Genomic DNA, 21,087 nt, shown 5'->3' with positions numbered 1-21,087 from the left:
GGCGGGCCGCCGCAGCTGCCTCCCTTACCCGGTGGAATCGAACTTTACGAGTGCCACTATGGTCCGGAACCGGATGGCCGTCGTGGGGCGAAAGCCCCCAGATCAGGTGACCTCGGACCACACTCCCAAGCCACCGGTCTCAGCGTGACGCGGCAAGCACCGCATCGGTCGCCGCTGTATCGCCGACCGTAATCCTGATACCCGTGCCGTAATGCTTGACCGCTATGCGATCTCGCGCGAAAGCCGTACGGAGCCGGTCGATTTCGGCGGCACGGCAGCGACCCAGGTATACGAAATTCGCCGCACTTGTCGGCACCGCGAAGCCGAGCGCGCGCAACCCCTCGGTGAGCCGACCGCATTCGCGGGTGATCGCGGCGGTGCGCACCGCCAATTCCGTCTCGGCGTCATAACATGCCAGCACACCGGTCTCGGCCAGCGCGGTCACCCCGAACGGCAACTGCCACCGTCGAATTCGCGCGATCATCGGGACCGCCCCGATCGCATATCCGACCCGCGGCGCCGCCAACCCGTGCGCCTTGGAGAAGGTCCGTGTCACAACCAGATTCGGATACCGCGCCAACAGGGCGGCCGTGTCCACCCGATCCGCCACGGCGACGAAGTCGATGTACGCCTCGTCGAGCACGACCGTGACCGACGGATCGATCCGATCGAGGAACTCTTCGATTTCGGCCTTCGCTATACAGGTGCCGGTCGGATTGTGCGGACTGCACAGCACAACCACCGGCGTGCGCGTATCGACGGCATCAACCATGGCGTCGAGATCCTGATGACCGTCCGCGGTGAGCGGAATCTGCACCGCCCGACCGCCGATGGTCTCGGTCAGCAACGGAAACCCGTCGAACGTCGGCGTCGCCATAACGACGCCGTCGCCGGGCGCGACGAACTCCCGCAGGATATACGTGATGACCCCGGTGGCACCCGCTCCGACCACCACCTGGTCGGGCGGCACGCCGAGCCGTTCGGCGATCACCCCGGGCAGCCTGCGCGGCAGGTACTCCGGATACCGGTTCGCCGCCATCCGTGCGCCACGCAGCGCGGCACGCACGGATGGTAAAGGGCCATAAGGGTTTTCGTCGAGCGCGAGCCGATGCTCCAGTTCCGAGGTCGGCGACATATCGAATCCCCTCGCTCAGCGTCGATGAATGCCCGCACGACTATTCGTGCGGGCGCTCGATTCGAACGGATGCTATGCGGTCGCTAGAGCACGGTATTCATGATCGTGCCCGCACTGGTGGCGACCGCGCCACCAGCCATCGCACTGGCAATCATCTTCGGCGACTGCAGCCCGCCTCCGGACCATTTCTCCCAGGCGAACCGACCGCCGCCGTAGGTAATGGCGGTGACCCCGGACAACTGAATCAGCCAGGTGAAATACCGGCCCATTTGCATCAGTTTGTCCGCCATCGGCGGCGCCTCCGGTTCCGGATTACTGACCTCGGCTAGCACAGTGTCGTGTAACGCGGCGAGAATCATGCTCACTTCAAGCTCCTTGTCGCATGCCGGTGCTGGGAGAAGAACAGACTTCGCAATGGACCGCTGCAACGCATTGACCTCATGATTCAACCTCATCAAGATCACGTGATGCAGCCGACACACCGAAATCGATCCCCTAATGCAGTCCGAATCCCGGCATGCCCGCCGTTCGCCACCCCTATCCTGAGCGAGGAAAATTCGACGGAGTATGCCGCCGACAGTGGGCGGCTCGGCGGTTGTGGGCACCCGACGGCCCGCCCCGCCACAGGAGGGAATCGTCATGCCGGATAGCTGGGCCGAAACCGCCACTGGATTGCCGACCACAATCGACGCGACTGTGGCTCATGAAGCTCGTGTTTACGATTATTGGCTCGGCGGAAAGGATAATTACCCGGCCGACCGGGCACTCGGCGATGCGATAGCCACCCATATTCCGGCAATCCGCAGTATGGCCCGCGCCAACCGGGCCTTCCTCGGCCGCGCGGTGCGCTACGTCGTCGATGCGGGCGTCACCCAGTTCCTCGATATCGGCACCGGAATCCCCACCGCGGGCAATACCCACGAAATCGCCCAGGGCATCGCTTCGGACGCGCGCGTGGTCTATGTGGACAACGACCCCATCGTTCTCGCGCACGCGCGGGCACTCATGTCCAGCACCCGTGCGGGCAAAACGGCCTTTATTCATGCGGATCTGCACGATCCGGCCTCGATATTGCGTGATCCGTCCCTGACCGCGACTCTGGACCTGAACCGTCCGGTCGCCATCATACTGGTCGCGATCATGATGTATTTCCGCGACAGCGACGATCCGCACGCCATCATCGAGAACCTGCTGGAATCGGTTCCCTCCGGCAGCTTTATCGTGATCACCCATCCCACGGCCGATTTCGACGCCCGCGCCATGGCCAGGGTGGTGGCCTCGGCCGAATCCGCCGGCATCACCTTCAATCCGCGCAGCCGCACCGAAACCGAAACTCTGTTCGCCGGAACCGAAATCGTCGAACCGGGCGTCGTCCCCGTCGTCACCTGGCATCCGGAGTTGATCGGCGACCTATCGGGTCGAATGCAAGCCATTCCGGCAGACCCGGAGTCCGCTTGGTACTGGGCGGGCGTGGGCCGCAAGTCCTGACGTTTGGGTCCGCGACGGTCGGCAACTCCACCCATGAGGTGAGCGATCATGGTCAACGATCTGGAGAAGCGGTGGACGGCGGACGAGCGGACGTTTCGCCGGGTGGCGATCTATGTGGCGGCGGTGCTCGTGGTGGCCGCGTTCGTCTTCGTGATCACCGCGATATGGGCGGCCGACCGGAGGGCCTGCGCGGCCGCGGAGACGATGCTCTGTGACACCGCCGCGAAGACCGCGATCCTGACCGGACCGACCGTGGTGCTGATGCTCGGCGGTATCTGCGCATTCGTGCAGACCTATCGCGTGTGGCGGCGCGGCCGGAGTTGGCCGATCTGGCAGGGCGCGGGCTGGTTCCTGTTCACCATGATGATCGTCTACCTGGGCATCGGCGGCGGCAGCGTCGCCGGCTGAGCGCAGGCGCCTATCGGGTGTGACGTGAAGCATAGCCAATTTGGTTGTGCACAATTTAATTGCCCACTACCGTCATGGGCATGACCGATCACCTCACCCTCGACGAGCAGTTGTGCTTCCGGCTGTATGCCGCGTCGCGGGCGATGACGGCGGTCTATCGCCCGAAGCTCGAACGCTTAGGGCTCACCTATCCGCAGTACCTGGTGATGTTGGCACTGTGGGAACGCGACGGTCGCAGCGTCGGCGACCTCTGCGAAGCACTGCTACTCGACTCCGGAACGCTGTCGCCGCTGCTCAAGCGGTTGGAGGCGGCAGGCCTGGTCGAACGGCGCCGGGCAGCGGCCGACGAACGTCGCGTCGATATCCAACTCACCGAACGCGGCCGCGAATTGCGGTCCGAAGCCCGTTGTCTACCAACGGAAATGGGCGAGGTCAGCGGCCTGACCCCTGATGAATTCGTCGCACTACGCGAAACCCTTCGGCGACTTGCCGATTCGCTGGTATCCCAACCCCCATCGAAAGAGAGCCAGACATGACCGCCCTGTATACCGCCGAAGCCCTCGCGACCGGCGACGGACGCAACGGCCACGCCCGCACCTCCGACGGCAAGATCGACCTCGCGCTGGACATCCCCAAGGAAATGGGTGGCAGCGGCGTGGGCACCAACCCGGAGCAACTCTTCGCGGCGGGCTACGCGGCCTGCTTCCACAGTGCGCTACGCCTGGTCGGCAAGCGCGAAGGCGCGAATGTCGACGATTCCGCGGTCGGCGCGAAGGTCGGCATCGGCCCGAACGACGGGGGCGGCTTCGAGCTGACCGTCACCCTCGAGATCTCGCTGCCGCACCTGTCCCCCGCCGAGGCGCAGACCATCGCCGACAAGGCGCACCAGGTGTGCCCGTACTCGAACGCGACCCGCGGCAATATCGACGTCCAGGTCACCCTCGCCGACGACTGACGAAAGGAATCCACCATGCGTGCCGTAGTCATCGAAAGTTTCGGCGAGCCGAAGGATGTGCTCACCACAGCACAGCAGCCGACGCCCGAACCCGGGCCCGGACAGGTGCGGATCGAGCTGATCCTCGCGCCCATTCACAACCACGATCTGGCGACCATTCGCGGGGTTTACGGCTACAAGCCGTCGCTGCCCGCGATTCCGGGAACCGAGGCCGTGGGTCGGATCGATGCACTGGGATCGGATGTGACCGGCCTGGAAGTCGGTCAGCGCGTGAGCGTTTCCGGCATCCACAATGTGTGGGCAGAGTATTTCGTGGCCAAGGCGACGCAGGTGGTTCCGCTGCCGGACAGCATTTCCGATGAGACGGCGGCGCAGTTGCTCGCGATGCCGCTCAGCTCCCTGATGCTGCTGGAGGATCTGCAGGTTTCGCCGGGCGACTGGATTGCGATCAATGCCGCCAATGGCGCGGTCGGTCGCCTGGTGAATGTGCTTGCGCGGCAACGCGGTCTCAATGTGCTCAACCTGGTTCGCGGCCCAGCTTCCGTTAAAGCGTTGCAGGAGTTGGGTTTCGAACGGGTCTTCGATACCGAATCCGAGGGCTGGCTCGACCAGGCGGTCGCGGCGACGGCGGGTGCGCCGATCGTGCGCGCCGTTGACCAGGTCGGTGGCCGGGCGGCCGATGCGCTGCTTTCGCTGCTCGGCCAGGACGGTGAGCTGATCTCGTTCGGTGCACTGTCCGGTCAGCCGCTGTCCATCAATCCCGGTCCGCTGATCTTCAAACAGGCTGTGGTCAAGGGCTTTTGGGGCTCCAAGCGGGCTGAGCAGACCAGCGGCGAGGATATGCGGCGCCTGATCGGTGAACTCGTTGGGATGGCGGCGACGGGTGCACTGCGCCTCGATGTCGAGGCCGTGTATCCGCTGGAGTCCGCCGCCGATGCCGCGGCCGCGAGCGAAACACCGGGACGGTCGGCCAAGATCGCGCTGTCGCCGCAGCCGGTGTAATCCGATCCTGGTCCGCTACCCGACCCGTACCACGAGTTTGCCGAAGTTACGGCCCTCGAGCATGCCGATAAACGCCTCCGGTGCATGCTCGAGGCCTTCGACAATGTCCTCGCGGTAGCGGACCAGGTCCTCGGCGATCCAGCCGGACATCTCGTGCAGGAAGTCCTTGTACATCTCCCGGACGAATTCGGTCTGGATGAATCCCCGCACCGTGAGACTCTTGGTCAGAATGCGACCGTAGAAACCGGGCAAGCGATCCGACCCCTCGGGTGCGCCAGTCGCGTTGTAATTCGCGATGAGTCCGCAAACAGGCACGCGCGCATAGGTATTCAGCAGCGGATACACCGCGTCCGCCACCGCGCCACCAACATTTTCGAAATAGATATCGATGCCGTCGGGCACTGCGGCGCGCAGTTGATCGGCGAAATCTGTTGCGCGATGGTCGATTGCGGCTTCGAAGCCCAATTCTTCACGCACATAAGCGCATTTCTCCGGGCCACCCGCAATGCCGATCGCCCGCACACCCTTGATACGGGCGATCTGGCCGACGGCGGAACCGACCGGGCCACTGGCCGCGGCGACCACCAGGGTCTCCCCCGCCTTCGGCTGCCCGATCTTCAATAGCCCGGAATACGCCGTGAACCCCGGCATGCCGAGCACACCCAGCGCGGTCGATATCGGCGCTTTGTCCAGATCCAACTTGCGCAGCCCCGACGCGGGCGCGACCTGATGCGTCTGCCAGCCCGAATAGGCCTGCACCACATCACCTTTCGCGATCGACGGATCCCCGGATTCGAGCACCTCGGCGACGGTGCCGCCGACCATCACATCGCCGACCTCTACCGGCGCCGCATACGACTTGGCGGCACTCATCCGCCCGCGCATATACGGATCGAGGGATAAGTACAGGGTGCGCAGCAGCACCTCGCCCTCGCCGGGCTCGGGAAGTGCCGCGGTCTCGATGCGGAAATTCGCCGGGGTCGGTGCGCCCTCCGGCCGGGATACCAGCACAATCCTCGTCGACTCGACCATATGCTCTAGCCTATCGCTGGCCACTCAGCGAAGCACGGAATAGCTAGGTTGGCTAACGGATATCGCGCTGCCACCGATAGAAGGCTGTCGACTCCTCTGACGACAGTTCGCGGCTTCACTGAAGTTCGTATTCGACTACGACCTGCTCAGGAGTTCAATTGGCACCGCAATTTCGCACCGCACGCCCCGCGCGGGCAGCACTCACATCGACCACCGCCGCACTGGCCCTGCTGCTGAGCGTCGGCCTCGGCACCGCAACGGCGCGCCCTGTCGGTCCGTTCGACGTCGGCGGAGCCATCGAGGTCGAATACGACCAGGTGGGCGGCCCCGGCGCGCTCGGCGACCCGACCGCACCCGAAGCCGATGCCGCCAACGGCGGCCGGTATCAGACCTTCGAGCGCAATGCCTCGATCTATTGGCATCCCGATACCGGCGCCAATGCGGTCGGCGGCGCGATCCGCGACAAGTGGCGTGATCTCGGCTGGGAAACCGGTGTGCTGCGCTACCCCGTCACCCGTCAGCTCTCGACGCCGTCGGGATCCGGCGCCTACAACGTTTTCCAGGGCGGGTCCATTTACTGGTCTCTCGGTACCGCCGCGCACCAGATCGGCGGCCCGATCCGCGACAAGTGGGGGGCCTACGGCTGGGAGAGCGGTGCGCTCGGGTTCCCGCTCACCGATGAGGCGTCCGCGCGCGCGGACAACGGACGCTACAACCTGTTCCCCGGTGGCGCGATCTATTGGTCCGCGCGTACCGGTGCGCATGTCGTCTGGGGTGCTATACGCGATCTGTGGGTGTCCAATGGCGCGGAATCCGGGCGCTATGGGTTCCCGACGGGCGAGGAATACGACTACCAGGGTGGGAAGGCGCAGGACTTCCAGGGCGGTCGGATCACCTGGCAGCCCTGATGAAAACCGACCCTAGTCCTCGCCGAGCGCCTGCGTCCGGGCGCTGAGCGAACGACCCAGCCCGGCCACCTCGGCGTCCATATCCGGCAGCCACGTCGAGGTGGTCTTGCTGCCCGCGCGCTCGGCGGCCGGCGTCTGCAGCAGCGGCCTCAGCCAACGCAGGGCGCCGACCCAGACGGGCACGTTGATCCGTCTGGCGCGCCGCTCGATTCCCCGCTCGAATCTGGCGGCGCATTTCTGCACCGAGGTCGTCTTGCGGATCGGCCTCGGAAGTGCGGCGAGCGCTCGCCCGACCGCGGGCAGATCGGCGAAGCTTTCCCGCACGAGCGGGGTGTCGATCCACGACATGTGCGCGGACCCGACATCGACGCCGCGGTGCGCGACCTCGAGCCGCAATGCGTTCGCGAAGTGCTCGACCCCGGCCTTGGAGGCGTCGTAGGCCGTCATCCCCGGCATCGCCATATAGGCCGCGAGGGAGGAGACGATCAGCACGTACCCGCGCCGCTCGATGACCGATGGCAGAGCGGCGCGCACGGTGTGGAAACAACCGACAAGGTTGACCTCGATCACCCGCCGGAAGGCCGCGGGGTCCACCGTCAGGACCGACCCGTAGCTGGCGATTCCCGCGTTCGCGACGACGATGTCGATGCCGCCGAACCTCTCGATCCCCTGCGCGACCGCGGCCTGCATCGCGGTGAAGTCGCGCACGTCGGCAGAAGCCGCCACCACATGCTCGTCGCCGCCGAGTTCGGCCGCGAGTTCTCGCAGCGGGGGTGAGTCGATATCGATGAGCACAAGGTGCGCGCCTCGCGCACGCAGCCGCCGGGCGACCTCTGCGCCGATGCCGCGCGCGCCGCCGGTGATGAGTACGACCTTGCCGTTGAAGGCGGTCATGGTCCTGAATTCTAAACCGTCCGCTACCTGGCAGCATCCACATCGCTGCATCGTCACGGGTCGGTGACCTGGCGACCGGGTGGGCCGTATGTGGCTACAGCGTCCCCGAGACTCGGTCAGCCAGCGAAACGGTGGAGCGCTTGCTTTACGCCCCAACGCATTTCGCTGGATTGCCCGATCAGGTCAGGTTTCCTTCGTAACACAGACTCGCGGTCCGCGACGACGGTCCCGGGCGCGGGGAATCGGAATCGAAGGTCCAATCCGAAATCGGCCCTGCGGCCTTCCAATAGAGCCCACCGCTGCCGTCCGCGACCACTCGGTACACATCGTCCGCACCGTCGACGAGCTGGTTGCCGACGCAATAGTCGGTGTACTCGGTGCCGGGCTGGTGCGCACCCGCGCTGAACAGCCGGTGCGGGTGCGCGTACGCACCCGGGTTCGGCACGGTACTCGGCCGGTTCGTCGGTCCGCCCTTCGACCAGTGCGCCGCGCCGCGGCTGTCGGATTCGCAACGGAAGTCGCGGCCACCCGCGACAACGGTCGCGCCCTGAGCGTGCGCAGTGCCCGCCCAGAGACAGGTGCCACCGGATCCGGTACTCGCCGATGCGGTCCCGACACCGAATTCCAGGCCGCCAGCGGTGACAGCGGCGGCCGCCAGCAGGGTGAATGCCTTGGCTTTTCGCACAGTCGTGATCATCAGCACGTCCTCGCCGCGGCGCGGCATACGGTCCAGCCGTCGCCGTCCGGACGCGGTACCCGGGTCCATGTCGTCGTGCCACCGGTACGGTTGCCGGAGGAATCCGCGCCGGACACGTTCTGGCTGCGGTATTCACGCAGATTGTTCTGTTGTTCGTTGCGCCGCAACGAATTCTGCGGGGTGTGGTGGTAGCCGAACGGATCGATGTGATGCCAGCCGGTGGTATCGCGACCGCTGGTACTGCCGCGATTGTTCGAATGGTCCGAGCGCGCATCCGGATTCGCGAGCGCCTCGCCCGCGCCGACCACCGTGCCCAGGGTGATCGCGCCGACGAACAGTGCGAGGGCCCTGCCTCGTGCCCCACCGCGCTTGGTCGTGGTTGTTGTTCGATGCATCATGGCCCCTTTGCCTCGGTGCTCCAACTACTGAGATAAACAGTAGATGAGCAACCTGAGAAAATTCATCACCATATCTAGCAGGCATTTTCAGTGTGATTGCGATGGATGTCACGTACTTGATTAGTAGACATCGATCCGGCATACAAGGAACAGGCATCCCGCGCATGGGGTGCCCAGCCAAGAGACGCGGTGCCCGCCACAAGGTGACGGCAGCGAAGATCGCGACCAACCAGTGCCGAATAATTCCGTGCGGGAATAGCTGCGGCCGCGCTACGTTGCTTCGGGGTGGTTAGTGAAGCGAAGGAGAGGGGCCGGTCGGTGGCAACCGAGGCAATGGAATCGTCCGTCGGTCTGCGATCCGATCGAGGTGCGATCCTTGCTTCGCTGATGCTCGCGACGGGGCTGGTCGCGCTGGATTCCACCATTATCGCCACTGCGGTGCTGACCATCACCGACAGCCTCGGCGGCTTCTCGCAATTCCCGTGGTTGTTCTCGATTTACCTACTGACCCAAGCGGTTACGGTTCCGGTGTACGGCAAGGTTGCCGATACGGTCGGACGCAAGCCGGTAATCCTGTTCGGCATCGCGGTTTTCGCGCTCGGCTCACTGCTCTGCGGTGTGGCGACGAGCATGTTGGGGCTGATCATTTTCCGCGCGGTGCAGGGTATCGGTGCGGGCGCCATCATGCCGATGACCATGACAATCGCTGGTGATCTCTACACCCTGACCGAACGCGCCAAGGTACAGGGCTATCTGGCCAGTGTGTGGGCCATCTCGGCGGTGGTCGGGCCACTGCTGGGCGGACTGTTCGCCGAATACATCAGCTGGCGCTGGATCTTCCTGATCAATATCCCGCTGTCCGCACTCGCCGCGTGGATGTTGGTGCGCAGCTTCCAGGAGAGCACGGTGCGGCGCAAACAGCGCGTCGACTATCTCGGTGCGGCACTGCTCACCATCGGCGCGGGTGCGCTGATTCTCGGCTTGCTCGAGGGTGGACAGGCCTGGGCCTGGTCGTCGCCCACCGGTATCGGCATCTTCGTGGGCAGCGCACTCGTGCTGGTGCTGTTCGGCCTGGTGGAGCGTCGGGCCGCGAATCCGATTCTGCCACTGTGGGTTTTCACGCGACGGGTCATTATCGCCAGCAGTCTGGTCTCGGTGCTGGTCGGCGCGATCCTGCTCGGCATGACCTCGTATGTACCGACTTTCACCCAGGGTGTGCTCGGCACCGGGGCGTTGATCGCCGGTCTCACCGTCGGTGCGCTCACCCTCGGCTGGCCGCTGGCCGCCTCCCAGGCCGGAAAGGTTTACCTGCGCATCGGTTTTCGCGCGACCGCGCTGATCGGTAGCACCTTGGCCACGCTCGGTGCCGCCACCACCCTGCTGATCGATGAGAATTCCACGCTGATCCAGGTCGCCGCTTCGTGTTTCGTGATCGGCACCGGCATGGGCCTTGTTGCCACCCCCACCCTGATCGCGGCGCAGACGACGGCGGAGTGGTCCGAGCGCGGCGTGGTCACCTCGGCGAATATGTTCGCCAGGTCATTGGGCAGCGCGGTCGGTGTCGCGATATTCGGCGCGATCGTGAACTCGCGCGTCGGCGACACCGACCATCCGGCTCCGGCATTGTTGTCCTCGGCGGTGCATCTGGTTTTCCTCGCGGTCGCCGCGATGGCCTTGGTCATGGTGATCGCATCCGCGATGATGCCGCGCCGGGGCGCGAACGCCGCCTAGGTGCAGCGAACCCGCCCACCTCCACCACATACCCTGCGAACGACACCCACGCGGTCGTCGTCTGTGCCGTTGCCGCCAGGACTCGATCCGCGCGATGTGGAGGTGCGGCTGCCCCGCCCGACGATCGCCGAGTGATCGGTCAGATCCGTCGTTACCAAGCAGAACGCCGATCGGCGATTTCGGTCAACACGCGATCACGCTGCTCGACAGGCAACTCTTCGGCGGCGGCGCGGACCACGTCTATCGCGGATTCGGAGAGCACGTCCAGCGTGCCGCGATACTCCGGCCATAGATCGTATTCGGCGGTGGCCCACAGCATTTCGACGATCTTGTCCCGAGGAGCGAGGTTGACGAAGCGTTCCAGCTGTGCGGCATCGTCGACGAGGTGGGCGGAGCGGACGAGTGCGATGCCATCGAGTGCGGATTCGGTGGCGCGGGCCGCGGTATCGGGGATCGACGCGACCAGCTCGCCGAGCGTGATCCAATCTTCGCGTGCCGCAAGCTCTTTGCCCACGGCGACAATGGTCGCCTCGGGCAAACCACCGATAATTGCCGCGGAATGGCGTGGATCGAGTCGTGCGGCGATTTCGGCGAGGAAGTCGACCGGCAGGCGTTTGGCGACATCCACCGCATGCGACGGATCGAGCACGCCCGACATCCGGGCCGCGAGCAGTGCACCGCGGCTGCGCGCCACCATTTTCGCGGTGATAGACGTCGGAATCACTTTGGACGCCTGGGCGACCCGCCGCAGTCCGGCCTCCTGTCCGGCCACGAACAGATCCGTGACCTGACGGCGGAATTCCCGCAGATCCGCATCGGGTACGTCGGCGAGGTAAGCGAGCTGCTCGACCGGAACCCCTAGTGTCCGTGCGAGTTTCAGCAATTGCGCGGTCATAGTCCGGCCGCCTTCTTGACCGGGCCACGCAGGAAGCGCGGCAGAAAGTCGAGCATGCCGAAGGCCGCGGCCTTCAACTCGTTCGCCTCCCGCCATCGGGCATCGACGATCGCCTGCGCGAGTTCGGCTTGCCGCTCCGGGCTCAGCGCGGCAATGCCCGGGGGTAGGTCATCGGTTATAAGTTCGGCCAGCGTCTGCTCTGTCATGGTTGCCTCCGTCGGGCGCGTCGGGTTCATGATCACGTGGGGCGATTTGCGGCTGGATGCAAGGAAACGGTGCTGTTCGGGGTCAATGACGGGGTCGTGTGCCCTAACGTCGGAGCATACGACCGAGTCGTCCGATCGGTCACGGGTGGATCGGTGGTCGCCATGGGTGTCGAGCGCACGGTGGATATCGCGGTGATCGGCGGCGGACTGGCCGGATTGACGGCGGCCCGTCAGTTGCGGCGCGACGGATTCGATGCGCTTGTCGTCGAGGCGCGGGACCGGGTAGGTGGTCGCACACTGAACCACCCGATCGGGAGCGGCAAGATCGTCGAGGTCGGTGGGCAGTGGGTAGGTCCCGGTCAGGACCGGGTGCTGGCTCTGATCGACGAATTGGGGCTGGAGACGTTTCCCACTTACACCACCGGTCGGCATCTGTTCGAATACCGCGGGAAGCTGCGGCGCTATCGCGGTCGGATTCCGTTGATCGCCTCCGCCGCCCTGCTGGATGCCTATATCGGTCTGCAGCGGTTGGATCGGATGTCCCGCCTGGTACCAGCGGACGCCCCTTGGTCGGCGGCGCGGGCGAGGCAATGGGACGCCGAGACCGTCGAGTCGTGGATGCGACGCAATCTGCATTCGGAGATCGCGCGCCGGGCCATCACGATGGTCTGCAAGGCGGTGTGGGCCGCCGATCCGGCCGACGTGTCACTGCTGCATCTGCTGGCCTATCTCAATGCCGGTGGCGGTGTGGATTCGATGATCGAGACCGACGGTGGCGCACAGCAAACCCGCATCGTGGGCGGTTCGCAACGAATCTCGATCGCGCTGGCGGAGCGGTTGGGCGAGCACGTGCTGCTGAATACGCCGGTGCGCAAGATCGAGCAGACCCAGGGTTCCGTCGTCGTACACGGCGATGACACCCGGATTCTGGCCCGCCGCGTGATCGTGGCGATGAGCCCGGCACTGGCAGGTCGGCTGGTGTACTCCCCTGCGCTGCCCGCCGATCGTGACCAGCTCACTCAGCGCATGCCGAACGGCTCGGTCATCAAGACCATGGCTGTATACGACACACCCTTCTGGCGTGCCGATGGGCTGTCCGGACAGGTCACCGCGGCCACCGGACCTGTGAAGGTCACCTTCGACAACTCCCCACCGGACGGGAACCCCGGTGTGCTGCTCGCCTTCCTGGAAGGCGGCGATGCCCGGCGACTGGGCCGATACCCGGTCGAGGAACGGCGCGATATCGTGATCTCCAGCCTCACCAGGTTTTTCGGCTCGGCAGCGGCCACGCCCATCGACTACATCGAGAAGGACTGGTCCGCCGACGAATGGACCCGCGGCTGCTACGGGGCCTTCATGCCACCCAACACCTGGACCGAATACGGCCCGGCCCTACGCGCACCGATCGGCCGAATCCATTGGGCCGGAGCCGAAACCGCGACCGTATGGATGGGTTACATGGACGGGGCGATCCGCTCGGGTGAACGTGCCGCCGCCGAGATCGCCGCGTTGGTTGCTGGGGACCGGAAGCCCACAGCGGTCATCTGACCCTCGGGTGCGGCTTATCCCGCAGCCGATCGGGTGAATTCGGCCCGCCACCGTTGCGTCTCGTGATTCGTTTCGATATCCACTGTCCGAATTCCCTCGGCCGCAAAAGAATTGATTTCCGACCTCGTGAGTGGCCACGGCGGTCCGTTGACCTCCTCCCCTTCCGCCGCGATTCCGGCGATCACGATCAACTGACCACCGGGCGCCACGGCCCGACGGATATTGGCGATCGCGATGTCGCGCACCGACACCGGCATCGACTGCACCGTGATCGACTCGACGACGAGATCGAACGCATCCCGCCACGCGGCGGGCGGATCCAGCAGATCGGCCACTACATACTCCACCGCCGACTCCGGAAACCGTTGGCGCACTTCAGCTATCGCGGTCGGCGAAATATCGAAAGCGGTGGTCGCGAAGCCGATCCGCGCGATGTACTCCGCGTCCTGCCCGTACCCGCAGCCGATCACCAATGCCCGACGCCCGGCCCCGTCCCCCGCGCGCCGCTCGGCCCACTCGACCACCATCGGATTGGGCTCATCGCGATCCCACGGCACAATCGCGTCCCCGGCGGCGGCCTCCGCATACAGTTGCTCGAACCACCCGGTCGGATCATCCTGCGCGAGCGACTCCGCGGCCAACCTGCTGGCATCGGCATCTCGATTCAAGGCCATCCAGCCAGTCTCGCACGGGCAGATATCAGAAGCGCCCCCGCCGGAAGGCTTCGGCGACCTCCGCTCGCTCGATGAGGATCTGGCGGCGGCGGTTCGCCATGGTCTCGGCTATCGAGGTCTTCGCGAGGACGGCACGGTAGAGGGCGGCGGCGTCTTCGATCGCATCGCGAGCGCCGACGCCCGCGGCGGGACTGATGGCATGATCGGCGTCGCCACAAAGGATTACATCGTCTCGGGGCGGGCGGGGATTGGTCAACGGCACATTGCGAGCATTGCTGACGTGCACCGTCTCGGTGATCGAGAGTAGCGAGTCGATCAGTCCCGGGATGGCCGGCAGCGCGGCATGGATCTGCTCCGCCCAGGCCTCGACGGGCTGGAAACCGTTGTCCGCCACCGGGATCGGCGGGCGGCGGATTCTGGCGAACCACACCGCCGTCTCGTCGTTCCACAGGTGCCCGAAGGTGTCGGTCGGCCGGGCATTGCCGGTGCGATGGAAGTGCAGTACCGATTCTTCGGTGGGCAGGGTGATCGGGGTCGTGGTGACCCCATAGACGACGACCTGACCGGCATAAACAGCGGGCCGGTCGGGTTCCAGGCGGGCGCGCACGAGCGAGTCGATACCGTCCGCGGCGATCACCGGCCCGTCCGGTGTCACTGATTCGCTTGCGAGACTTAGGGTTCCGCTCTCGATTTCCAGATCGGTCACCGGACGGTCGTAGTGGAACTCCGCAGCCGTGGCGTGGGCGAAGTCGGTGAGCACTCGTAGCAGATCCGGGCGGAGGTAGAGCCGCCGACCGTCACAGGGCTGAGCGCGATACCCGGTGAGGTCATGCAAGCCGAGCGCGCGCACCTCACACGAGGCGGCGGATAGGTCGTCGCGGCCGATCCCGAGTTCGCCCAGCGCCGCATGCGCCCGGCTGTCGAGGGTGAGAAACGCACCGGCGTCGACGCTGGGCCGCCGTTCGTACACGATGGCCGGAAGTCCCTCGCGCGCAAGGGCGCCGGCGAGCACAGTGCCCGCGATACCACCGCCGATGATCGTGACCATGTGCCTCCTCAGGCCGCCGTCCCCTATGCCACCGGTTCGGTTACCGCGCCGCCCTTGCCGAGCTTGGTCATCGCCAGATAGCCGCCGCAGACCAGCACACCCCAGACCGCTCCGACGATAATCGCGGTGCGCCCGCTGTCGGTCCAGAACAGCAGGACGACAACCAAACCGAGGAAGGCCAGCGCCAGCCAGGTGGTAATCGGCGCGCCGGGCAGGCGGTAATCGCTGGCGGGCAGTTCACCACGGCCGACCTTGGCGCGATAGATCAAGTGACACACCAAGATTACGCCCCAGACGAAGATGATGCCGATGGTGCTGACCGAGGTGATGTAGTTGAACGCCTTGTCCGGCGAGATCACATTGACGATCACCCCGATGACCATCGCGGCCGCCGAAGCGATGATGCCGACATACGGCACCGCGCGCGAACTGAGCTTGTTCAGCCCCGCGGGCGCTTCCCCGTGCAGCGACAGGGTGCGCAGCATGCGGCCGGTGGAGTAGATGCCCGAATTGCACGACGACAGCGCCGCGGTGAGCAGCACGAAATTGATGATTCCCGCGGCACCTGGAATGCCGATCTGCTGGAACACCTCGACAAACGGGCTGTTACCCGCGTGGAAGTTACGCCAGCTGGCCACCGACATGATCACCACGAGCGCGCCCACATAGAACAGGCCGATGCGGAACGGCAGGGTGTTGATCGCCTTGCGCAGCGTCGTGCGCGGATCCCGCGCCTCGCCCGCGGTCACACCGACCAGTTCGACGCCGACGTAGGCGAACAGCACGATCTGCAGCACCAGCAGCGACTGTCCGAAACCGTTCGGGAACATACCGCCATCGGCCCACAGATTGGTGACCGTCGGGTTGGCGGCATGGCCGAAGCCGATCGTCAGCACTCCGATGCCGATGAGGATCATCGCGACGATCGCGGTGACCTTGATGGCGGAGAACCAGAATTCGCCCTCACCGAACAGCCGCACCGAGATCAGGTTGGCGCAGAACATGACCGCCAACACCACCAGCGCGGTCAGCCACGGCGCGATATCGAACCAGTACTGCACATACTTCCCGGCGACAGTGATCTCGGCCATACAAGTGGCCACCCACACCGCCCAGTACGACCACCCGGTGACGAATCCCGCGAAGCGCCCGAGGAATTCGTGCGCGTACTCGGCGAAGCTGCCCGAGATCGGCCGGTAGGTCAGTAACTCCCCCAGCGCCCGCATGATCACGAAGATCGCCAGACCCGCCGCGAGATAGGCCAGGATCAGCCCCGGCCCCGCCTGCTCGATCGCACCGCCCGCACCATAGAAAAGACCCGTGCCGATCGCACCACCGATCGCGATCATCTGAATGGTCCGCGGGCTCAGCCCCCGGGAGTACCCCTCTTCACCGGATACGGCCGGGTCAGTGGGCGCCGAATCAGCTTGTAGCTGACGGTCAGAGGCTGTCATGGATCGTGCGGTCCTTCCCCTGGAGCTCGAGATCGATCAGCCCGTCACGCTACCGGCCGCACCACCGGAGCGCCGGGCGACCCGAACCACACCGCGATCAGTGCAGGCGGAAGCCGTGATTCGCCAGGGACTCGCGGAGCCGGTGGCGGCCGTTGAGGCTGGCGGCGGAGGCGAGGCGGGCCAGGACGCGCTCGGTCCAGGAGTGCGAGAGTCGCTGTTCGGCGTAGAACTCGGCGATGCGGTCTTCGTAGGCCGCGACGTGGGTGCGTTGGGTGGGCAGGTCGTAGGTTTCGTGGTGGAGGACCGCCGGTTGCGGGAGGCGCGGTTTGACGCGGGCGTCCTCGCTCGGATCCGGATGTCCGACAACGAGTCCGAAGACCGCGAAGACCTGTTCGGGCAGTTTCAGTTCCGCCGCAACCTGTTCCGGGTTGTTGCGGATCGCACCGATGTAGACGGTGCCGAGGCCGAGGGATTCCGCGGCGACGACCGCGTTCTGCGCGGCCAGGGCGGCATCGATGAAACCGACATAGCTCGATTCGAGGTAGTCGGCACCGGCCAGTGGCGCTTCGTGGTCCTCGGCCAGTTGGCGCAGCCGGGCGAAATCGGCGGTGAACACCAGCAGCACCGGCGCCTGTTCGATATGTGCCTGCCCGCCGGCCAGCGCGGCCAGGCGGGCCTTGCGCGCCGGATCGCGGACCGCGATGACGCTCCACACCTGCAGATTGGAGGAGGTCGGCGCGGATTGGGCCGCCGAGATGAGCAACCGCAGGGTGTCGTCGGAGACCGGATCGGCGAGGTAGCGGCGCACCGAACGGTGCTCATGCAGCACCTGCAGCACCGGATTCCACTCGGCGGGCTCGGTCGGATCGGGATCCCGATAGCGCTGCTGGACGGCGTGGGCGGGGCTCGGCACGGTCTGCGTCATGCCGATCATCCTGTGACATCTACGGCGCGCCCGTCTGCGGTAACCCTCAGCATGAACCGAACCGGGTACGGTTGGTAAGGCAAGCCTAATTAGCAATTAGTGGAGGTTACCTTGGCACGACCCCGCACCACCCTGACGGTGCAGCGCACCGAGCGGCTGACCCCGCATCTGATCCGGGTGTATTTCGGCGGACCCGGATTCGCCGCGTTTCGGCCGAGCGAGTTCACCGACTCGTATGTGAAGTTCATTTACCCGCACGACGGTATCGATGTGTTGCGCACCTACACTGTGCGCTCGGTCGATCCGGAGGCCCGTGAGCTGGCCGTGGACTTCGTCTACCACGGCGACGAGGGCATTGCCGGTCCGTGGGCCGCTTCGGTGCAGCCAGGCGACACCATCGACTGCTTCGGACCGGGCGGAGCCTATGCGCCGCGTGCCGATGCCGACTGGCACCTGCTGGCGGGCGACGAGGCAGCACTGCCCGCGATCGCGGCCGCGCTGGAGGGTATGTCCGCCGACGCGGTCGGACAGGCCTTCGTCGAGGTCGCCGGACCCGATGACGAACTGAAGCTGGACAAGCCGACCGGCATCGAGCTGACCTGGCTGTATCGCGGCTCACGCGAGCCCGGCGATGCGCTGGCCGAAGCTGTACGCGCGGCGACGTGGCGCGAGGGCCAGGTGCAGGTGTTCATCCACGGCGAGGCCCGCGCCGTCATGCAGGACCTGCGCCGCTACGTCCGCCGTGAACGTGGCGTCTCCGCCGAATGGGCGAACTCGATCTCCGGCTATTGGCGGCGCGGCCGCACCGAGGAGGGCTTCCGCGAATGGAAGGCCGAATTCAAGGCCCAGGACACCGAGGATGCGCCGACCAGGTGAACGGCCGGAATCCCATGGCGCCCGGATGTTCGCCGGTCGCCATGGGATTCCGTGGTGTCGCTACTGCTGATTCGCGCGCAGCGCCTCCTGCACGAACTGGGTCGTGTAGGTCTTCGAGAGATCGATGCGGTCCCGCATGGGCGCAACGTTCTTCGAGTATTTGCCGAGCACGTTCAGCACATTTTCGGCGCCTTCGGATTTCATCAGGCCGGTGCCGTTGAACATGCCGATCGAGTCGCGGATGGACTGGACGTAGAGATCCCGGCCCGCGCTCGCGTATTGCGAGGGCATCTTGGCGGCGATCTCCTCGGCGGTGTGCGTCTTGATCCACTGCAGCGTCTGCACGAAGGCGGTCGCGATCTTCTGCACGACATCCGGATGCGCGTCGACGGTGTCGCAGCGCATGTAGAGCGACGATGCCGGATACAGCCCGCCCAATGCGGCGCGGGTACCTTCCTCGGTGCGCATATCCACCAGGATCTTCGCATCACCGGAGTTCACCATGGTGGCGACCGTCGGGTCGGTGGTCATGCCCGCATCGATGCCGTTGTGGTTCATACCCGCGATAAAGGTCTGTCCCGCACCGACTTTCACGCGCGTGTAGTCGGCGGTGGTCATACCCGACTGCCCGGTGAGCGCCTGGGTGAGGAAGTCGGTCGAGGAGCCGAGCGAGGTCACACCGAGGTTCTTGCCGCGCAGATCCGCCAGCGAATTGATTCCCGCCGCATCCGCCTTGGAGACGAGCTCCACTTCGCCCGGCACATCGGCGAATTGGACCACCGAGGTCAGGCACTGTTCCTTGGCCTGCAGGTCGATGGTGTGGTCGTAGAAGCCCACCACGGCCTGCACATCGCCGGTCAGCAGCGCGGTTTCGGCACTCGCGCCGGACTGCTCGCCGAGCAGTTTGACGTCGATATCGTTCTTCTCGAAAAAGCCGAGCTTCTCGGTGAGCATGGCGGGCAGGTAGATCACCTTTTCCAAACCGCCGACCATAATGGTGATCTGGGGCCGGCCGTTGGCCATCGGAATGGTTCGGGAGTCCCGGCAACCGGTCGCCAGCAGCAGCGCCGCGATGACCCCGACAATGATCGTCAGATGTTTGACGTACCGCATGATCAGATCCCGTGGTTCGAAGTCGCCTGCGACGGACGCCATTTCAGCAATCGGCCCTCCGCCGCACCGATCGCCCATTCGGCCAGCAACGCGATGACGGTGATGATGATCATGCCCGCGTAGATACCGGCCGAATCGAAGGTGCCCTGGGCGTTGCTGATCAGCAGACCCAAACCCTTACTGGCCCCGGCGTATTCACCGACGACCGCACCGATCAGCGCGAAACCGAAGGCGGTGTGCAGGCTGGACAAGATCCAGGTGGTCGCGCTGGGCAACACGATCGAGCTCAGTACCTGACGCTTGCTCGCACCGAGGATGCGGGCGTTATTGATGACATTGCCGTCGACCTCACGCGCACCGGTGAAGGCGTTGAAGAATACGGCGAAGAACACCAGCACCACGACCGTCGCGACCTTCGAGCTGAGCCCGAGACCGAACCAGATGATGAACAGCGACGCCAGCACGATACGTGGAACGGCGTTGAGCGCCTTGATGAACGGCGCGAGCACCTCGGCCCAGTACCGGCTGCGGCCGAGCAGCGTGCCGAGTACGACACCGGCCACCGCGCCGATGACGAAGCCGAGCACCGCTTCCTGCACGGTGGTGTACATCTGCAGCCAGATCGAGCCGAATTGCGTTCCTTCGGTGAACCATTCGACCAGGCGGTCCCAGATCAGCGAGGGCTTGGAATAGAAGAACGGGTCGATCCACAGCGTGGCGGTGAGCTCCCAGGCGCCCAGCCACACGGCGATCAGTGCGATCCGCAGACCCCAGGTGCGCAGTCGGTTGCGCCGGAGGTTGGTCCGCACGCGCGCGAGAATCTGCTCCTCGGTTTCGATTTCGACCTCGGGCGAGGACTTCGCCACATCTTCGAGCACGTTATGCGACACGGGAGGCTCCCTTGCCTCGGGCTGCCTCGACCTGATCGCGCAGCGTTTCCCAAATTTCCCTGTAGATGTCCCGGAATTCGTTGGTGAGCCGGACCTCTTCGACATCGCGCGGACGTTCCAGCGAGACCGGGAAGTTGCCGCAGACCGTGGCCGGGCTGGCGGTCATGACGACGACCCGGTCGGCGAGGACGATGGCCTCTTCCAGATCGTGGGTCACGAAGATGACGGCCGCGCCGGTACCCGCCCACACGCGCAGCAGTTCGTCCTGCATCAGCTGCCTGGTCTGCACGTCCAGCGCGCTGAACGGCTCGTCCATCAACAGGATCTCGGGATCGTTGACCAATGTCTGCGCGAGCGCGACGCGCTTGCGCATACCGCCGGAGAGCTGATGCGGATAGTAGCTCTCGAATCCGGCGAGACCGACCTTGCGCACCCAGCCGCGGGCCTGTTCGCGCGCTTCGGCCTTGGACTTGCCACGCAGGCGCGGGCCGAGGGCGACGTTATCGATCACGCTCTTCCACGGCAGCACCGCGTCCTGCTGGAACATGTAGCCGATGCCGTCCGGGATGCCGTGGACATCCTTGCCGCGCACCAGCGTCCGCCCGGCCGAGGCCGGTTCCAGCCCGGACACCAACGACAGCGTCGTCGACTTTCCGCAACCCGTCGGGCCGACCACGGCGACGAATTCGCCGGGTTGCACCGCGAGATCGAGATTGCGAACGGCGGTATGGATTCCGCCGCCGGTGCCGGGGAAGCGCTTCGTCGCGCTCCGCAGCTCGATAAGTGGTTCGGTCATTTTTCTTGCTCCTA

At 65.4% G+C, this 21,087-nt stretch carries 24 protein-coding genes; 9 read left to right on the top strand and 15 right to left on the bottom strand.

What is annotated here, in order from left to right; all coding sequences use genetic code 11:
• Nucleotides 1-139 precede the first annotated feature (139 nt).
• Together OIE68_RS03940 and OIE68_RS03935 are read right to left on the bottom strand one after the other, a co-directional pair.
• Nucleotides 140-1,135 (bottom strand): pyridoxal phosphate-dependent aminotransferase, encoded by a 996-nt coding sequence (locus tag OIE68_RS03940; RefSeq protein WP_327098040.1) that lies wholly within the window; start codon nt 1,133-1,135, stop codon nt 140-142.
• Between the two features lie 83 nt (nt 1,136-1,218).
• Complete coding sequence (locus OIE68_RS03935; protein WP_327101563.1) at nt 1,219-1,494, bottom strand: hypothetical protein; 276 nt, start codon at nt 1,492-1,494, stop codon at nt 1,219-1,221.
• A 280-nt stretch (nt 1,495-1,774) separates the two neighbouring features.
• On the opposite strand from OIE68_RS03935, the gene OIE68_RS03930 reads away from it, so the two are divergent.
• The 5 genes from OIE68_RS03930 to OIE68_RS03910 all read left to right on the top strand — a co-directional run bounded on the left by OIE68_RS03930 (nt 1,775) and on the right by OIE68_RS03910 (nt 4,988).
• The gene (locus tag OIE68_RS03930; RefSeq protein WP_327098039.1) at nt 1,775-2,623 is read left to right on the top strand and encodes an SAM-dependent methyltransferase; all 849 of its coding nucleotides are present in this window, start codon (nt 1,775-1,777) and stop codon (nt 2,621-2,623) included.
• A gap of 48 nt (nt 2,624-2,671) precedes the next feature.
• Nucleotides 2,672-3,031, top strand: coding sequence for a hypothetical protein (locus tag OIE68_RS03925; RefSeq protein WP_327098038.1), 360 nt, complete (start codon nt 2,672-2,674; stop codon nt 3,029-3,031).
• Between the two features lie 80 nt (nt 3,032-3,111).
• Complete coding sequence (locus OIE68_RS03920; protein WP_327098037.1) at nt 3,112-3,567, top strand: MarR family winged helix-turn-helix transcriptional regulator; 456 nt, start codon at nt 3,112-3,114, stop codon at nt 3,565-3,567.
• Entirely contained in the window at nt 3,564-3,986 is a 423-nt protein-coding gene (locus OIE68_RS03915; protein WP_327098036.1) for an organic hydroperoxide resistance protein, read from the top strand. Before OIE68_RS03920 ends, OIE68_RS03915 begins: the two co-directional genes overlap by 4 nt.
• 15 nt (nt 3,987-4,001) lie before the next feature.
• On the top strand, nt 4,002-4,988 hold the full coding sequence (locus tag OIE68_RS03910; protein WP_327098035.1) for a zinc-binding dehydrogenase: 987 nt from the start codon (nt 4,002-4,004) through the stop codon (nt 4,986-4,988).
• A gap of 15 nt (nt 4,989-5,003) precedes the next feature.
• On the opposite strand, the gene OIE68_RS03905 is transcribed toward OIE68_RS03910, so the two are convergent.
• Nucleotides 5,004-6,020 carry an NADP-dependent oxidoreductase gene (locus OIE68_RS03905; protein WP_327098034.1) on the bottom strand — a complete coding sequence of 339 codons (1,017 nt, stop codon included), beginning with the start codon at nt 6,018-6,020 and terminating at the stop codon, nt 5,004-5,006.
• A gap of 158 nt (nt 6,021-6,178) precedes the next feature.
• Between OIE68_RS03905 and OIE68_RS03900 the strand changes: the two genes are divergently transcribed.
• Nucleotides 6,179-6,928 carry a hypothetical protein gene (locus OIE68_RS03900; protein WP_327098033.1) on the top strand — a complete coding sequence of 250 codons (750 nt, stop codon included), beginning with the start codon at nt 6,179-6,181 and terminating at the stop codon, nt 6,926-6,928.
• A gap of 12 nt (nt 6,929-6,940) precedes the next feature.
• Here the strand turns inward: OIE68_RS03900 and OIE68_RS03895 are convergent, their stop codons facing one another.
• The 3 genes from OIE68_RS03895 to OIE68_RS03885 form a co-directional block, all read right to left on the bottom strand.
• Nucleotides 6,941-7,822, bottom strand: a complete 882-nt coding sequence (locus tag OIE68_RS03895) for an SDR family oxidoreductase (protein ID WP_327098032.1) — start codon at nt 7,820-7,822, stop codon at nt 6,941-6,943.
• A 178-nt stretch (nt 7,823-8,000) separates the two neighbouring features.
• On the bottom strand, nt 8,001-8,519 hold the full coding sequence (locus OIE68_RS03890; protein WP_327098031.1) for a hypothetical protein: 519 nt from the start codon (nt 8,517-8,519) through the stop codon (nt 8,001-8,003).
• Nucleotides 8,519-8,914, bottom strand: a complete 396-nt coding sequence (locus tag OIE68_RS03885; RefSeq protein ID WP_327098030.1) for a hypothetical protein — start codon at nt 8,912-8,914, stop codon at nt 8,519-8,521. The genes OIE68_RS03890 and OIE68_RS03885 overlap by 1 nt, the downstream gene beginning before the upstream one ends.
• A gap of 321 nt (nt 8,915-9,235) precedes the next feature.
• Here OIE68_RS03885 and OIE68_RS03880 point away from each other — a divergent pair, with 321 nt between their 5' ends.
• Entirely contained in the window at nt 9,236-10,648 is a 1,413-nt protein-coding gene (locus tag OIE68_RS03880) for an MDR family MFS transporter (protein ID WP_327098029.1), read from the top strand.
• Nucleotides 10,649-10,799: 151 nt separating this feature from the next.
• On the opposite strand, the gene OIE68_RS03875 is transcribed toward OIE68_RS03880, so the two are convergent.
• Both OIE68_RS03875 and OIE68_RS03870 read right to left on the bottom strand, forming a co-directional pair.
• Entirely contained in the window at nt 10,800-11,543 is a 744-nt protein-coding gene (locus tag OIE68_RS03875) for a hypothetical protein (RefSeq protein WP_327098028.1), read from the bottom strand.
• Complete coding sequence (locus tag OIE68_RS03870) at nt 11,540-11,749, bottom strand: hypothetical protein (RefSeq protein ID WP_327098027.1); 210 nt, start codon at nt 11,747-11,749, stop codon at nt 11,540-11,542. Before OIE68_RS03870 ends, OIE68_RS03875 begins: the two co-directional genes overlap by 4 nt.
• Before the next feature lie 162 nt (nt 11,750-11,911).
• On the opposite strand from OIE68_RS03870, the gene OIE68_RS03865 reads away from it, so the two are divergent.
• Nucleotides 11,912-13,297, top strand: coding sequence for a flavin monoamine oxidase family protein (locus OIE68_RS03865; RefSeq protein ID WP_327098026.1), 1,386 nt, complete (start codon nt 11,912-11,914; stop codon nt 13,295-13,297).
• Nucleotides 13,298-13,311: 14 nt separating this feature from the next.
• On the opposite strand, the gene OIE68_RS03860 is transcribed toward OIE68_RS03865, so the two are convergent.
• From OIE68_RS03860 to OIE68_RS03845, 4 genes are all read right to left on the bottom strand, one after another.
• A complete protein-coding gene (locus tag OIE68_RS03860; protein ID WP_327098025.1) occupies nt 13,312-13,971 on the bottom strand; it encodes a class I SAM-dependent methyltransferase in 660 nt (219 codons plus the stop codon).
• A 25-nt stretch (nt 13,972-13,996) separates the two neighbouring features.
• Nucleotides 13,997-15,019, bottom strand: a complete 1,023-nt coding sequence (locus OIE68_RS03855) for an FAD-dependent oxidoreductase (RefSeq protein ID WP_327098024.1) — start codon at nt 15,017-15,019, stop codon at nt 13,997-13,999.
• Between the two features lie 23 nt (nt 15,020-15,042).
• On the bottom strand, nt 15,043-16,473 hold the full coding sequence (locus OIE68_RS03850) for an amino acid permease (RefSeq protein WP_327098023.1): 1,431 nt from the start codon (nt 16,471-16,473) through the stop codon (nt 15,043-15,045).
• Between the two features lie 97 nt (nt 16,474-16,570).
• The gene (locus tag OIE68_RS03845; RefSeq protein ID WP_327098022.1) at nt 16,571-17,398 is read right to left on the bottom strand and encodes an NADPH-dependent oxidoreductase; all 828 of its coding nucleotides are present in this window, start codon (nt 17,396-17,398) and stop codon (nt 16,571-16,573) included.
• Between the two features lie 111 nt (nt 17,399-17,509).
• On the opposite strand from OIE68_RS03845, the gene OIE68_RS03840 reads away from it, so the two are divergent.
• Complete coding sequence (locus OIE68_RS03840) at nt 17,510-18,274, top strand: siderophore-interacting protein (RefSeq protein ID WP_327098021.1); 765 nt, start codon at nt 17,510-17,512, stop codon at nt 18,272-18,274.
• Nucleotides 18,275-18,334: 60 nt separating this feature from the next.
• Here the strand turns inward: OIE68_RS03840 and OIE68_RS03835 are convergent, their stop codons facing one another.
• Genes OIE68_RS03835 through OIE68_RS03825 form a run of 3 tightly spaced genes read right to left on the bottom strand, consistent with a single transcriptional unit; the run spans nt 18,335 to nt 21,073 of the window.
• On the bottom strand, nt 18,335-19,429 hold the full coding sequence (locus OIE68_RS03835; RefSeq protein WP_327098020.1) for an ABC transporter substrate-binding protein: 1,095 nt from the start codon (nt 19,427-19,429) through the stop codon (nt 18,335-18,337).
• Nucleotides 19,390-20,277 carry an ABC transporter permease gene (locus OIE68_RS03830; protein WP_327098019.1) on the bottom strand — a complete coding sequence of 296 codons (888 nt, stop codon included), beginning with the start codon at nt 20,275-20,277 and terminating at the stop codon, nt 19,390-19,392. Before OIE68_RS03830 ends, OIE68_RS03835 begins: the two co-directional genes overlap by 40 nt.
• Nucleotides 20,267-21,073: an ABC transporter ATP-binding protein gene (locus OIE68_RS03825; RefSeq protein WP_327098018.1), complete on the bottom strand. Its 807-nt coding sequence runs from the start codon at nt 21,071-21,073 to the stop codon at nt 20,267-20,269. The genes OIE68_RS03830 and OIE68_RS03825 overlap by 11 nt, the downstream gene beginning before the upstream one ends.
• Between the last annotated feature and the right edge of the window lie 14 nt (nt 21,074-21,087).

Source organism: Nocardia vinacea (assembly GCF_035920345.1).
Lineage (GTDB): Bacteria > Actinomycetota > Actinomycetes > Mycobacteriales > Mycobacteriaceae > Nocardia > Nocardia vinacea_A.
This window is presented reverse-complemented; position numbering and strand designations above follow the sequence as displayed.